The organism is Rhizobium sp. 2YAF20, assembly GCF_052114685.1.
In the GTDB taxonomy this organism is placed as follows: domain Bacteria; phylum Pseudomonadota; class Alphaproteobacteria; order Rhizobiales; family Rhizobiaceae; genus Rhizobium.
Window position 1 is genome coordinate 1 of sequence record NZ_JBFRFF010000004.1, and the last position, 12005, is coordinate 12005.

Consider the following 12005-nt stretch of genomic DNA (forward strand, 5'->3'; position numbering starts at 1 on the left):
AGTCGGCGTGGCCGGGGCAGTCGACGTGGGCGTAGTGGCGGGCCGGCGTCTCATATTCGACGTGGGCCGTCGAAATCGTGATGCCACGCGCCTTTTCTTCCGGGGCAGCGTCGATCTGGTCGTAACGCTTGTACTCGCCGAAATACTTGGTGATCGCTGCCGTCAGAGACGTCTTGCCGTGGTCAACGTGGCCAATCGTGCCGATGTTAACGTGCGGCTTGTTGCGCTCAAACTTACTCTTTGCCATTTGAATGCTTCCTGATGAACGTAGGATTGGTGACCCCGGCGAACCGGTTTAGTGCCGCCGTTTAAGACTTTCGTCGCCATAGCGCAAGACTTAATTGCAGGACGCCATTCGGGAGCAGCTTCCGATCGGTCTTGAGCTTTCGAACGTGGCGGTAGGCACTCGGCAAGCGCGTCGAATAGTGTCGCTTCGGACGCCCCGACCTCTATCTGACGATGGGCGGCACTCGATCGACAGGGCAGCCTCGAAGGCGGCGAAGGGATTAGTATTTCACATCGACATTTCCGTCGAAGCTAGCCGGACGACGTGACCTGCCAAGCTCAAAGGCCGCGGGTGACATTCCGATTTCCTAAGGAATTGGAAAACTGGAGCGGGTAGCGGGAATCGAACCCGCATATTCAGCTTGGAAGGCTGCTGCTCTACCACTGAGCTATACCCGCGGGTGCAAAAAGATCCTGTGATGGAATGGTGGAGGGAGTTGGATTTGAACCAACGTAGGCTGAGCCAACGGATTTACAGTCCGTCCCCTTTAACCACTCGGGCATCCCTCCAGATTCCATCCGGATCTTAGCGACCAAGTCTGTGAGACCGTGACGCTGCCGCCGCGATCTGCGCCGCGTATATGACCGCCTCACTTCTTCCTGTCAACATGATCTCACAGCAAAAATGACGAAATAATTTCAGTTCCCGTGGAAAGCCGCAGCGCAAAAGAAGGGCTATGCGCCTTCCGGTGCGGTCGGTATAAAGCGGCATGAGCAAAGACAAATCCCCAGGGCCTCCGGCCCCCGAAAACCCGATAGACGATCGCTCCGGCAAGGACACGCATTACGCGACGCTAAGGCGCGCCCACCGCGATGCCAAGCGCGAGCGCGGCGAGATTCCGACGCCCGCGCCGCAGAAGCGAAAACGGGGCGGCGACGATTGGAAGCCGCCGGCACTTGCCCCAGATCAGGTCCAGCTTTACGGGCTGCATACGGTCAGGGCCGCACTCGACAATCCCGAGCGGCAGATCATCAAGCTGTCGGTGACGCAGAATGCGCTCGTGCGGCTGGAGATCGGTCCTGTCGACCAGCTGCCCTACCCGCTCGACATCGTCTCGCCGCAGGATCTCGACAAGGTGCTCGGTCCGGATGCGATCCACCAGGGCGCGATGCTGGAGACACGACCACTGCCAGTGCGCCGATTAGCGGCGCTCACCGACAGTCCGCTGCTCCTCGTGCTCGATCAGGTCACCGACCCGCACAATGTCGGCGCCATCATGCGCTCGGCCGTCGCCTTCAATGCCGGTGCCGTCATCACCACCATGCGCCACAGCCCGACCGAATCGGGTGTGCTGGCAAAATCAGCCTCCGGCGCTCTCGAGCTCATACCTTATATACAGGTCACCAATCTGGCAGATGCTCTGGGTGAGCTCAACAAGCTAGGCTTCATGACGATAGGTCTTGATTCGGACGGCCCTGCCGCACTCGAAGGCAGCTTTTCCGGCGGCAAGATCGCGCTGGTCCTGGGGTCCGAGGGCAAGGGTTTGCGGCAGAAGACGCGCGAGACGGTCAATGCGCTTGCGCGCCTCGATATGCCCGGCGCAATCAAATCGCTGAACGTCTCGAATGCCGCCGCAATCGCCATGTACGCAGCGCGTTCATTCCTGAAGACTTGAGCGGCACAGGAAGCCCCGAGCCGCGACCAATTGGGAGAACCCGCCTTGATTCGCTTGTTCAGCCTCGTTGCGACTGCCATCACGATCACTCTTGCAAGCGCTACAACTTCGCCGGCTGCCGATGACGAGCAGGCCAAGGCGCTGGTAGGTTCATGGCTCGTTGCACCGGAGAACGGGGCGAAAGGTTGCCGCCTCAGTCTCGAGATGGCTGAAACGATCGGCGGCCGTGTCATTGCGGGCGCACAAGCCTGTGCTGCAGCCCTTCCCGTTCTTGCCGGCGCCACCGCCTGGAAACTCGGAAGCGACGACACGCTGAGGATCATCGATGTGAACCGCAAGGAGCTGCTTCGCTTCGGGCAGGAAGAAGGCTCCCCCTGGGAGACCGAGGAGGGCGATCCCATGTGGCTGCTGCCGGCGCTCGGCGATCTGGATCACGTTCCGTCGGTCGAGAGCCTGGTTGGCACATGGCAGCTTAAGAGCCAGAGCGGCGAAGCTCTGTGCCAGATCGATCTCACCGCCGATAAGGATGAGGACGGCACGACCAAGATGTCGCCGAAGACCGCTTGCCCCGCATCCATTTCCGATATGAAGCTCAGCCTCTGGGCAACGGAAGGCTTCGGACTGGTGCTGATGGGCAGCGAAGGCTCTGCACTGGCATTCGACATGAATGCATCTGGCAATTTCGAAAAATCCGCTGATGAAAGCGGGCCGCCGATGCTTCTCGTCCGACAATAGCGACGGTGGGCGGCTCAGGCCTTCTTGAGGAATTCGGTTCGCAGCACGAGCCCTTTGACCTTTTCGACGCGGCACTCGACCTCGTCGGGATTGTCGGTCAGGTGGATTCCCTTGACCAGCATGCCGCGCTTCAGGGTCGTCGACGTTCCCTTGACCTTCAAATCCTTGATCAGGGTGACATTGTCATTTTCCTGTAGAAGCGCACCGTTCGAATCTCTGACTTCCATGTCCCTGCCCTCATTCTGCCCGTTCTGCGGCCGGCATAAGCCATGGGTATAAAAAGCTCAACCCGCTGACGTGCAATTTGCCGGAGCCTTGCGGCCGACGGTCCACATCGCCTCGCAGCCCTTGCCACGGAGGCCGTAGAGACCGGTCGAATACCAGATGCCAGACCCGGCAACGCGCTGAGGCAGCTTAAGCTTCTTTCCGTCCGATAGCGTCACGACGGCCACCCCTCGGTGAAAACGGACGGAGAAGTGGCTGCCATCCTCGCAGCTGTAACCGGCCTTGGGATCGGCGCCGAAGGAAGGCTGCGTAAAAGAGCCCGCGGCGAACACGGTCGCGACGACAATTGTCTTCTGAAGCATAGGATCAATTTCATATAAAATATTCTACCTACGGCTGAGTCGTAGAGCCAAAATCGCCTGGATTGCACCGCCTTTACGGCGCTGAGATCCGGTCAATTGGCGCGAAGCAGCGGGCTTTTCAGCAGTTCGCGCCCGCGCGCGACAATCTCGTCCTTGGTCATGCCGTTGAGCGTCGTGTGGGCTGCCTTGATCGCTGGATTGATCAGCGACACCAAAGCCGCCCCTTCGGCATTGGCGGCCGGTGGGTAGTGGGCAAGCACGATATTCATCAGGCCGCGCTTGTAAGGCTCGCGCTCCTCCGGCGTCAGGCTTTTGGCGATGGCACTCATGCTTCTGGCGAAACTCGCCTCCGAACTGCCATCAATCCGCAATTCCTCGGCAGATGCCGTCATAGCATTGAAAACAAATAGGAAAGAAAACGCCAGTTGCACCAGCTTCATCGCATGTTCCTTCTGCCGCAAGAGCTTGCGTTTCAACAAAGAGACGTGATGCCACCCTGTTTCCCTCCGCTTTTGCAGGGCTTCGGAGACCAAGGATGCTTCAATCAATCGAAATATTACTCAACAATGTCAGTTTGAACATAGGGCTGGCGGTTGTTTCATTGCCTAACGTTACGTCAGTTCTGCAGATATTCTCGCAGTTCGACGGGATTTCCCATTGCCGGAGCAGACCCAGCCCCGGCTGGCCTGCACAAATCACACCGATCTCGGCGCCCAAATGGCGAATTTTGGCTTTACAGCCGCGCAGAATCTGGTACTTGGCTGCCAACATGCCCTTGTAGCTCAGTTGGTAGAGCACCTGATTTGTAATCAGGGGGTCCCGGGTTCGAACCCTGGCGGGGGCACCATTTTTCCTTTTATAGATCAGGCGAACGGTACGGTGGCTCGGCGGACTTCGATGGCTGTTCGCCCTTGATTGCCGGGCGCCCTATTCCACATAGTCGCCAAGAGCTTCTCCACGTCAGCACAGCGAGGATAGAATGACTGACGAACTCGATCAGGCGATGACAGAATTTGTACAGGCGGCGGCCATGCATGTGCTGGAATTTGACGCTGGGGCCCGCCAAGAGTGCCTGATCGGCCTGCATGAGAGCTGGGTCGATATCGGTAAGCAAGCCGGCATGGACGACACGGCTGCGCGCATTCATGCCGATATGCTCGTCGACTTCACCCGCGATATGGTCTCCGCGATCGAACTGAGTGGCGGTGCGCTCGGTGGGACTGCCTAGGCTCCGGCTTGAAGGAAGCCGCCTTGAACCATCGCAAATGCGGATTGTCGGCGATCTCGCCGCTTAGGCCCAATGTTGAACCCTAGGACATTCTTGCCACCGGCCGATCAACGTCCATACTGCCCGGGCAAAGCGAAAGCGGCCAAGATGAGCACGGACTGGGCAGACATCGAGCGCATGGGCGCAAAGGCTAGGGCCAGCGGCTTTCAGCTGGCCGACAACCCGTTTCTCAGCGATGCCGGAGACACGGAAGACACACGCGAAGACTGGGAGACCAAACGCGACACATGGATTCTCGGCTGGACCCTTGAAGACGCATTCCGGCGCCAGGGCCCATAGCGAACCCACATCGGGGTCGCGTAAACCATATTAGTACTATCTGTTTGAGTAATCTTTAACTTTTCGGTAACCATCAAGCTGCGTTGTCCCCGTAGCTCAATGGTAGAGCACCTGAGTTGTAATCAGGAAGACCTGGGTTCGAATCCCGTGCGGGGGCTCCGCGCACTTTCTTTTTCGGCTTGTCGCACAAGGCAATTATCCTTTACCTAGAACAGCGTTCAAAAGGACATTGCATGCCGCAATCTTTTCAATCTCTTTGCTTCATCGCTTCCTCATCTCCTGAAGCATGCGCCGCCCGCGAGGAGTTGATCGCGCTTTATGGCCAGGCACCGCCGGAGAAGGCAGATGTCGTGGTAGCTCTCGGCGGCGATGGTTTCATGCTGCAGACGCTTCACAACACAATGAATTCCGGCAAGCGGGTCTACGGCATGAACCGGGGATCGATCGGCTTTCTGATGAACGACTACCGGATTGAGAACCTACCCGACCGGATTGATGCGGCGGTGGAGAACGCATTCCATCCTTTGCAGATGAAAACGACGAACGCCGACGGGTCGACATCGGTCGCGCTTGCGATTAACGAAGTCTCCGTCTTTCGCCAGTCCTATCAGGCTGCGAAACTCCGCGTTGAAGTCGATGGCTATGTCAGGCTCGAGGAATTGATCTGCGACGGACTGATGGTGACGACGCCGGCCGGCTCGACGGCCTACAATCTTTCTGCCCATGGACCGATCCTGCCGCTTGACGCGCCGCTGTTGGCCATCACTCCGGTCAGTGCCTTTCGGCCGCGCCGGTGGCGCGGAGCTTTGCTGCCGAACAAGGTCACGGTCGATCTCATCGTGCTCGAACCGGAAAAACGGCCCGTCAATGCCGTTGCCGACAATGCCGAGGTGAAATCCGTCCTGAGCGTTCGCATTGCCCAGACGGAGGATACGACGGCGCGGATCCTGTCCGATCCCGATCGCTCCTGGTCGGACCGAATTCTTGCCGAGCAGTTTTCCGATTGAGCGCGTCGGGGCGGATATCGCACCGAGCCGCGGTAAGATCACCTGCCATGGCAGCCTTCATTGCGGCATCGCTGCTCGGTGTTTTTCTTGCGGCGACGGATGTGTCGGCCGACGAAACGACGATCCTGCCGGCGACTATCCAGTTTTCGACCAGCACAGGTTACTGGGAAGACGATGGTGCCGTGGCCACGCCTGCAACTCCGCCTGCAGCCAAGGACACCCCTGCCCCTCAGCAGACAGCGGAGCCTGCACAAAAGCCGCAGCAGCGCCACGGCTACTACAAGCTTTTTTCGGTTCGCCAGGCCGATAGGACATCTAAGGTCTATCTCCAGCAGATCGTTGCAGGTGATGCGGCCCCTGAGATCCTTTCGACCACCGAGCTGCCCGAGATCACTGCGATGAAGGCCTATGTCACAGACATCCGCCCGGAAAATTCCAGCGGCCTCATCCGCGAGCCCGGTCTCTTCGCCATGGTCTTCATCAAGGTCGATCCCGATGCCGATGCAGAGGTCTGGAACGTGATGCTCGACGAGATAGGCGAAGTCAGCGTCGAGAAGGCGTCGAATTGAACCCAACTGCAGATGTGCCGCGAACGAAAAAAGCCCCGTTTCCGGGGCCTTTTCAATGTGGGCTGTTGCCCTTTAGTCAATGTCATCCACAGCGGCATCTGCGGCGCCGCTGATGCGGTGGGCAAGTGCTGCTTCCATGAACTGGCTGATATCGCCGTCGAGCACATCGCCGGGCGCTGTGCTGGCGACGCCTGTGCGCAGGTCTTTCACCAGCTGATACGGCTGCAGGACGTAGGAGCGGATCTGGTGGCCCCAGCCGATGTCGGACTTTGAAGCCGCTTCGGCGTTGGCCGCGTCTTCGCGCTTCTTCAGTTCGGCTTCGTACAATCGGGCGCGCAGCATGTCCCAGGCCTTGGCCTTGTTCTTGTGTTGCGAACGTTCCTGCTGGCATTGGACGACAATGCCGGAGGGCATATGCGTGATGCGCACGGCCGAATCGGTCGTGTTAACGTGCTGGCCGCCGGCGCCGGACGAGCGATAGGTGTCGATGCGGCAATCACCTTCGTTGATGTCGATCTGGATCGAATCGTCGATGACGGGATAGACCCAGATGCTCGAAAACGAGGTGTGACGACGGGCGTTGCTGTCATAGGGCGAAATGCGCACCAGACGATGGACGCCCGATTCGGTCTTCAGCCAGCCATAGGCATTGTGGCCCTTGATCAGGAGGGTCGCAGACTTGATGCCGGCTTCTTCGCCGTCATGAACTTCGAGAAGCTCGACCTTGAAGCGCTGGCGTTCGGCCCAGCGGGTGTACATGCGCAGAAGCATGTTCGCCCAGTCCTGGCTCTCCGTACCGCCAGCGCCGGAATGAACTTCAAGATAGGTGTCGTTGCCATCGGCTTCACCGGAAAGCATCGCCTCGACCTGCAGGTGGCCGGCCTCGGTCTTCAATGCCTTCAGGGCATCTTCGGCTTCCTTGACGACATTGGCGTCGCCTTCCTCTTCACCGAGTTCGATAAGCTCGATGTTGTCGCTGAGCTGGCGCTCCAGAGTGCGCACGCCGTTGATGCCGTCTTCGAGCCCCTGGCGCTCGCGCATCAGCTTCTGCGCTTCTGCGGCGTCGTTCCAGAGGTTCGGATCTTCCGATTTGTTGTTCAGCCAGTCGAGGCGTCTTACCGCTTGATCCCAGTCAAAGATGCCTCCTCAGCAGGCTTATGGCCTGCTTGGTCTCGTCGACAACGTTCTCGATTTCCGCTCGCATCTCTGTGCTTCTATGCCTCGATTTAAATGTTGCCCGTCAATAGATAGGCGTGCCGCCGATGTAAAGCCCCGGCAGGACGACTTCAATGAAACTCAAAAGATCAGTAGAGACCGCCGGCGCCCGAGGTCACCGCTTGGTTGGCCTGCGGCGAGGTCTTGAGGATTTCCTCCGGTGCCAGCTGGGCTTCGCCACCGCCGATGACCGAGTAGCTCGTTGCCGGTCCGGTGCCGGGCTTGAACACCTCGACGATCGAATTCGGATCGCCGGGCTGGGCGGCCATGCCGGTCTTGCGATCGACGGCAGCCATGGTCATCCCGGTAGGAACAACGAATTTCTCCGGCGCCTCGTCCTTGGTGGCTGCCTGCATGAACTCGTTGAAAATCGGGGCGGCGATCGACCCGCCTGTTGCGCCGCGACCAAGCGTTGCCGGTGAGTCGAAACCGACATACATGCCGGCAACCAGGCTCGGGGTGTAGCCGACGAACCAGGCATCCTTTTCATCGTTGGTCGTGCCGGTCTTGCCCGCGACTTCGGTGTTCAGCTTGATCTTGCCGGCGGCCGTGCCGCGGATGATCACGCCCTGCATCATCGAGGTCACCTGGTAGGCGGTCATCGGATCGAGAACCTGTTCGCGATTGTCGACGATGTTCGGCTCTTCCTGATTTTGCCAATCCTGGACATTGCAATTGTCGCAGACGCGCTCTTCATGCCTGAAGATCGTCTTGCCGTAGCGGTCCTGGATGCGGTCGATCAGCGTCGGCTTGATCTGCTTGCCGCCGTTGGCCAGAACCGAATAGGCAGACACCATGCGCAGGACAGTCGTTTCGCCGGCCCCGATGGACATGGCAAGAACCGGCAGCATGTGGTCGTAAATGCCAAAGCGGTCGGCATATTCGGCAACCAAGTTCATGCCCATGTCGTTGGCGAGCCGAACCGTCATCAGGTTGCGCGAATGCTCGATGGCAAAGCGCAGCGTATTGGCGCCGCCGCCCTCGCCTTCATAGTTTTGCGGCTTCCAGACCTGGCCGTTGCTCATCTGGATTTCGATCGGATCGTCGAGAATGACCGAGGCAGGCGTATAGCCGTTGTCCATCGCCGCGGCGTAGACGAAGGGCTTGAAGGACGAGCCGGGCTGGCGCATCGCCTGGGTTGCGCGGTTGAACTCGGACTGGCCGTAGGCGAAACCACCGACCATGGCGAGTACGCGGCCGGTATGGGGATCCATCGCCACCAGGCCACCCTGGACCTTCGGCGGTTGGCGCAGACGGTAATTGCCGGAGGCCTCATCACCGATCGGCTCCACGTACACGACATCGCCGGCCGAAAGCACGCCGGTCGGGGACTTGGCGGTCTTGTGATCGCCTTCCGACGAGCGAAAGGCCCAGCGCATGTCAGCGGCAGCGATCGTTCCACGCTTGCGGTCGGTCGACACCTTGCCGCCACCGTCGACGTCGGGCTGGAGGCCGATATCGACACCCTGGTCGGAAGCGGCAAGCACAACCGCGATATGCCATTCCGGAACGTCGGCGAGCGAGGCAACCTTGGCAAGCTCCTGTCCCCAGTCCTGCGCCGTCGAAATCTGCTTGATCGGACCGTGGAAGCCACGGCGCTCGTCATAGCTGACCAGACCGTCCTGCAGCGCCTTGCGCGCTTCGATCTGAAGCTGCGGGTCGAGCGACGTGCGAACGGAAAGACCACCCTCGTAGAGGGCCTTGTCGCCATATTTGTCGATGATCTGGCGGCGGACTTCCTCGGAGAAGAATTCCGAGGCGAAGACCGAACCGCCGCTGCGCTTTCCAGTCACGCCGAGCGGCTGTTTCTTGGCGTCCTCGCCGTCTGCCTGGCTGACATAGCCGTTCTCGACCATGCGGTCGATCACCCAGTTGCGTCGGGCAATGGCGGCATCGGCATGGCGGAAAGGATTGTAGTTCGACGGTCCCTTGGGCAAGGAAGCCAGATAGGCGGTCTCGGCAATGGTGAGGTCGGTGACCGGCTTGTCGAAATAAGTGAGTGCCGCACCGGCGATGCCGTAGGCGTTCAGGCCGAAATATATTTCGTTGAGGTACAGCTCGAGGATCTTGTCCTTGCTATAGGCCTGCTCGATGCGGAACGACAGGATCGCTTCCTTGACCTTGCGGTCGAACGTCTGGTCGGCGGACAACAGGAAATTCTTGGCAACCTGCTGCGTGATCGTCGAGGCGCCGACGGGGCGGCGGCCCGAGCCGATATTCTGGGCGTTGACGATCACGGCGCGCGCAAGGCCTGACAAATCGACACCCGGATGGTTGTAGAAGTTCTTGTCTTCCGCGGAGAGAAAGGCTGCCTTTACTCGATCCGGAATTGCCTGAATTGGAATGAACAGGCGCCGCTCGTGGGCATATTCGGCCATCAACGCACCGTTGCCGGCATGAACGCGGGTGGTGACCGGCGGCGCGTAATGGGCAAGTACTTCGTAGTCCGGAAGCTCCTTGGAAACGATGCTCAGATAGATGGCGCCGGCAGCCGCAACTCCCAGAAACAGGATGCAGCCCAGCCCAAAGAAATATCCAATCAGTTTGACCATATTTAAGCTACCGGTGTTTCTTCACTATTCAGCGCGTACGCGATACGTCACATACCGGCCGTTTTGCACGCTCGGAACCTTATTGCAAGACAGGAACGACGACAAAGCCGCCCTTGCGCTCCCACCCGACGATACTTCGCTGTAGCGGCGGGAATGTGAGCAAAATAGGGCTCGTCAGTCGCATTCTCCACTTGCTCGCCAGCCTTATAGTCAGGCTGTTACAGGAATGACACGAAGGCTGGCCTGCAACGTAAGGTCAGCCGCCGTTCGCAACCGTCGTCGCACGATATTGCCGGACCGCATCAGCGAGGCGGTCGATGACCTTCTCTCTCCAAGTATCGTCTAAAAGAAGCTTCTCGTCATCCTTGTTCGACAGAAAACCCAGTTCCAGCAGGATCGACGGTACATCCGGCGCCTGAAGCACGCGAAAGCCTGCATACCGATGCGGATTGTTGATCATCGAAATCTGGCCGTCGAACGAATTGAGCACGTCCTGCGCCAGCGAAATGGAAAAGGCCTGCGTCTCCCGGCGCGTCAGGTCCATCAGTATATCTGCGACGGCGGGCGGCTGGGTCGGCGCCTCGGTGCCGGCGATCTTGTCGGAATTGTTTTCGCGCTCGGCAACCTCGTTTGCAAGTTTGTCCGAGGACTTGTCGGAGATCGTATAGACCGTCGCGCCCCGGATATCCTTCTGCTTCAGCGTGTCGGCGTGCAGGGAAATAAAGAGTGCCGCGTGGTTCTGGCGCGCGATCGTCACTCGCTCGGACAGCGACAGATACTGGTCGCTGTCTCGCGTAAGGAATGCCTTCACGCCGGGCTGCTTATTGAGTTCGTCAGTAAGGCGCTTGGCGAAGGCGAGCGTGATGTCCTTTTCTGGCGTCGTACCGTCGCTGGCCACCGCCCCGGTATCAATGCCGCCATGACCAGCGTCGACTGCGACCAGAAAGTCGCCTGGACCGGCGTTTTCGACAGGTGCGACCGGACCGACGTCCTTGGTATCGTCCTCCCCCGTCCAGCTTTCTTTGCTGACGAGGTCCGCGAATTGATCGGCGGGCATCATTTCGGCATCGAGCACCAGCCTGTGGCCCTTGCCACCTTCGTCGGCCTGCACCTTGGCTGACACCATCTTCACCGGTTTGACCGCGGTCAGGACGATCCGCGCGCTATCTGCATCCATCGTGCCATAGCGTATATCCTTGAAGAGGCCGCGCGGCGCCAGATCTCTTGCCGGAAAACCGAAGGCGGTGGCCGGAAGATCGATGACCACGCGCGTCGGATTGGCGAGGTAGTGGACCGAAAATTTGGGTTCGCGATCGAGATCGATTACGATTCGGGTGCGCGCATCATCACCCGCAATGCGTGCGCCATAGGCAAGAATCGGATCGGTCGCCGGTGCCGCGGCAAGTGACGCGGACATGGTTGCGACAGCCAACAGGATGGTCGCGACCGTGAGCCCAAACCGCCGTCCTATCACAAAGTCCATCCCTGCATGTCGCTTTCCCTTCAACGCTGGCCCGCGGCACCCCATATGCGTTTCGAGGATGTTTGCGAAGCCTAAAATGAAAATAAAGCCGCTGAAAATCCTGAGATGAGCCCGTTGCCGGGCGCTATGGGAACGCCCGAATCGCAGGTGCCGAAGCTGCCTTTTGCTTCATCCGAGAAATCCATCAATATTATGGCGCAACTGGCTTTGCCCTTGCTATTGTGACAGATAAAACATACAAGGCACTTTAGAGTAGAAGTGTTGACGGGACAGAGTCGCCGCAAAGGCAGCCACCACGATTTGGCGCCATAACCGGCAGTCGTCCGCCGTCTTACGAACTTTTACTCCACATACTGGATCCTGAATTTCTGGCACTATGCTGGAATTTC

14 protein-coding genes and 4 tRNA genes are annotated in these 12005 nt (G+C 59.1%); 8 read left to right on the top strand and 10 right to left on the bottom strand.

The window, feature by feature from the left end; all coding sequences use genetic code 11:
- The 3 genes from AB4Z52_RS07530 to AB4Z52_RS07540 form a co-directional block, all read right to left on the bottom strand.
- Positions 1-247, bottom strand: a 247-nt coding sequence (locus AB4Z52_RS07530; RefSeq protein WP_442217304.1) for a GTP-binding protein, incomplete at its 3' end; no start/stop codon positions are given.
- A 363-nt stretch (positions 248-610) separates the two neighbouring features.
- Positions 611-684 (bottom strand) — tRNA-Gly (locus AB4Z52_RS07535).
- A 26-nt stretch (positions 685-710) separates the two neighbouring features.
- Positions 711-795, bottom strand: a tRNA-Tyr gene (locus AB4Z52_RS07540).
- Positions 796-995: 200 nt separating this feature from the next.
- Here AB4Z52_RS07540 and AB4Z52_RS07545 point away from each other — a divergent pair.
- Positions 996-1901, top strand: a complete 906-nt coding sequence (locus AB4Z52_RS07545) for a TrmH family RNA methyltransferase (RefSeq protein ID WP_442217305.1) — start codon at positions 996-998, stop codon at positions 1899-1901.
- Between the two features lie 45 nt (positions 1902-1946).
- Positions 1947-2636 carry an AprI/Inh family metalloprotease inhibitor gene (locus tag AB4Z52_RS07550; RefSeq protein WP_442217306.1) on the top strand — a complete coding sequence of 230 codons (690 nt, stop codon included), beginning with the start codon at positions 1947-1949 and terminating at the stop codon, positions 2634-2636.
- A 14-nt stretch (positions 2637-2650) separates the two neighbouring features.
- Here AB4Z52_RS07550 and AB4Z52_RS07555 read toward each other — a convergent pair whose 3' ends face one another.
- The 4 genes from AB4Z52_RS07555 to AB4Z52_RS07570 form a co-directional block, all read right to left on the bottom strand.
- On the bottom strand, positions 2651-2863 hold the full coding sequence (locus AB4Z52_RS07555; RefSeq protein WP_442217307.1) for an alkylphosphonate utilization protein: 213 nt from the start codon (positions 2861-2863) through the stop codon (positions 2651-2653).
- Positions 2864-2920: 57 nt separating this feature from the next.
- Positions 2921-3223, bottom strand: a complete 303-nt coding sequence (locus AB4Z52_RS07560) for an MliC family protein (RefSeq protein WP_442217308.1) — start codon at positions 3221-3223, stop codon at positions 2921-2923.
- A gap of 92 nt (positions 3224-3315) precedes the next feature.
- Positions 3316-3663: a DUF6694 family lipoprotein gene (locus AB4Z52_RS07565; RefSeq protein ID WP_442217309.1), complete on the bottom strand. Its 348-nt coding sequence runs from the start codon at positions 3661-3663 to the stop codon at positions 3316-3318.
- 100 nt (positions 3664-3763) lie between these two features.
- A complete protein-coding gene (locus AB4Z52_RS07570; protein ID WP_442217310.1) occupies positions 3764-3994 on the bottom strand; it encodes a hypothetical protein in 231 nt (76 codons plus the stop codon).
- Between AB4Z52_RS07570 and AB4Z52_RS07575 the strand changes: the two genes are divergently transcribed.
- The 6 genes from AB4Z52_RS07575 (at position 3995) to AB4Z52_RS07600 (ending at position 6366) form a co-directional block, all read left to right on the top strand.
- Positions 3995-4070 (top strand) — tRNA-Thr (locus AB4Z52_RS07575). It begins immediately after the preceding gene.
- Positions 4071-4202: 132 nt separating this feature from the next.
- Entirely contained in the window at positions 4203-4451 is a 249-nt protein-coding gene (locus AB4Z52_RS07580; RefSeq protein WP_442217311.1) for a hypothetical protein, read from the top strand.
- 147 nt (positions 4452-4598) lie between these two features.
- The gene (locus tag AB4Z52_RS07585) at positions 4599-4790 is read left to right on the top strand and encodes a CrpP-related protein (protein ID WP_442217312.1); all 192 of its coding nucleotides are present in this window, start codon (positions 4599-4601) and stop codon (positions 4788-4790) included.
- A gap of 85 nt (positions 4791-4875) precedes the next feature.
- Positions 4876-4948: transfer RNA gene (locus tag AB4Z52_RS07590), tRNA-Thr, on the top strand.
- Positions 4949-5023: 75 nt separating this feature from the next.
- Positions 5024-5797, top strand: coding sequence for an NAD kinase (locus AB4Z52_RS07595; RefSeq protein ID WP_442217313.1), 774 nt, complete (start codon positions 5024-5026; stop codon positions 5795-5797).
- 47 nt (positions 5798-5844) lie between these two features.
- Positions 5845-6366, top strand: coding sequence for a hypothetical protein (locus AB4Z52_RS07600; RefSeq protein ID WP_442217314.1), 522 nt, complete (start codon positions 5845-5847; stop codon positions 6364-6366).
- A gap of 72 nt (positions 6367-6438) precedes the next feature.
- Here the strand turns inward: AB4Z52_RS07600 and prfB are convergent.
- The 3 genes from prfB to AB4Z52_RS07615 all read right to left on the bottom strand — a co-directional run bounded on the left by prfB (position 6439) and on the right by AB4Z52_RS07615 (position 11616).
- Positions 6439-7570, bottom strand: a protein-coding gene (prfB, locus tag AB4Z52_RS07605; protein WP_442217315.1) for a peptide chain release factor 2 whose coding sequence is annotated in 2 segments (ribosomal slippage) — positions 6439-7500 and positions 7502-7570 — 1131 coding nt in all. Because the reading frame shifts where the segments join, the coding sequence is not laid out codon by codon here.
- Between the two features lie 100 nt (positions 7571-7670).
- On the bottom strand, positions 7671-10133 hold the full coding sequence (locus tag AB4Z52_RS07610; RefSeq protein ID WP_442217316.1) for a penicillin-binding protein 1A: 2463 nt from the start codon (positions 10131-10133) through the stop codon (positions 7671-7673).
- Positions 10134-10389: 256 nt separating this feature from the next.
- Positions 10390-11616, bottom strand: coding sequence for an N-acetylmuramoyl-L-alanine amidase (locus AB4Z52_RS07615; protein ID WP_442217317.1), 1227 nt, complete (start codon positions 11614-11616; stop codon positions 10390-10392).
- Between the last annotated feature and the right edge of the window lie 389 nt (positions 11617-12005).

What these genes read in the sequence shown, in the direction of transcription:
- AB4Z52_RS07545 (WP_442217305.1), top strand. Translation starts at nt 996, where the DNA reads ATGAGCAAAGACAAATCCCCAGGGCCTCCGGCCCCCGAAAACCCGATA.
- AB4Z52_RS07555 (WP_442217307.1), bottom strand. Translation starts at nt 2,863, where the DNA reads ATGGAAGTCAGAGATTCGAACGGTGCGCTTCTACAGGAAAATGACAAT.
- AB4Z52_RS07560 (WP_442217308.1), bottom strand. Translation starts at nt 3,223, where the DNA reads ATGCTTCAGAAGACAATTGTCGTCGCGACCGTGTTCGCCGCGGGCTCT.
- AB4Z52_RS07565 (WP_442217309.1), bottom strand. Translation starts at nt 3,663, where the DNA reads ATGAAGCTGGTGCAACTGGCGTTTTCTTTCCTATTTGTTTTCAATGCT.
- AB4Z52_RS07570 (WP_442217310.1), bottom strand. Translation starts at nt 3,994, where the DNA reads ATGTTGGCAGCCAAGTACCAGATTCTGCGCGGCTGTAAAGCCAAAATT.
- AB4Z52_RS07580 (WP_442217311.1), top strand. Translation starts at nt 4,203, where the DNA reads ATGACTGACGAACTCGATCAGGCGATGACAGAATTTGTACAGGCGGCG.
- AB4Z52_RS07585 (WP_442217312.1), top strand. Translation starts at nt 4,599, where the DNA reads ATGAGCACGGACTGGGCAGACATCGAGCGCATGGGCGCAAAGGCTAGG.
- AB4Z52_RS07595 (WP_442217313.1), top strand. Translation starts at nt 5,024, where the DNA reads ATGCCGCAATCTTTTCAATCTCTTTGCTTCATCGCTTCCTCATCTCCT.
- AB4Z52_RS07600 (WP_442217314.1), top strand. Translation starts at nt 5,845, where the DNA reads ATGGCAGCCTTCATTGCGGCATCGCTGCTCGGTGTTTTTCTTGCGGCG.
- AB4Z52_RS07610 (WP_442217316.1), bottom strand. Translation starts at nt 10,133, where the DNA reads ATGGTCAAACTGATTGGATATTTCTTTGGGCTGGGCTGCATCCTGTTT.
- AB4Z52_RS07615 (WP_442217317.1), bottom strand. Translation starts at nt 11,616, where the DNA reads ATGGACTTTGTGATAGGACGGCGGTTTGGGCTCACGGTCGCGACCATC.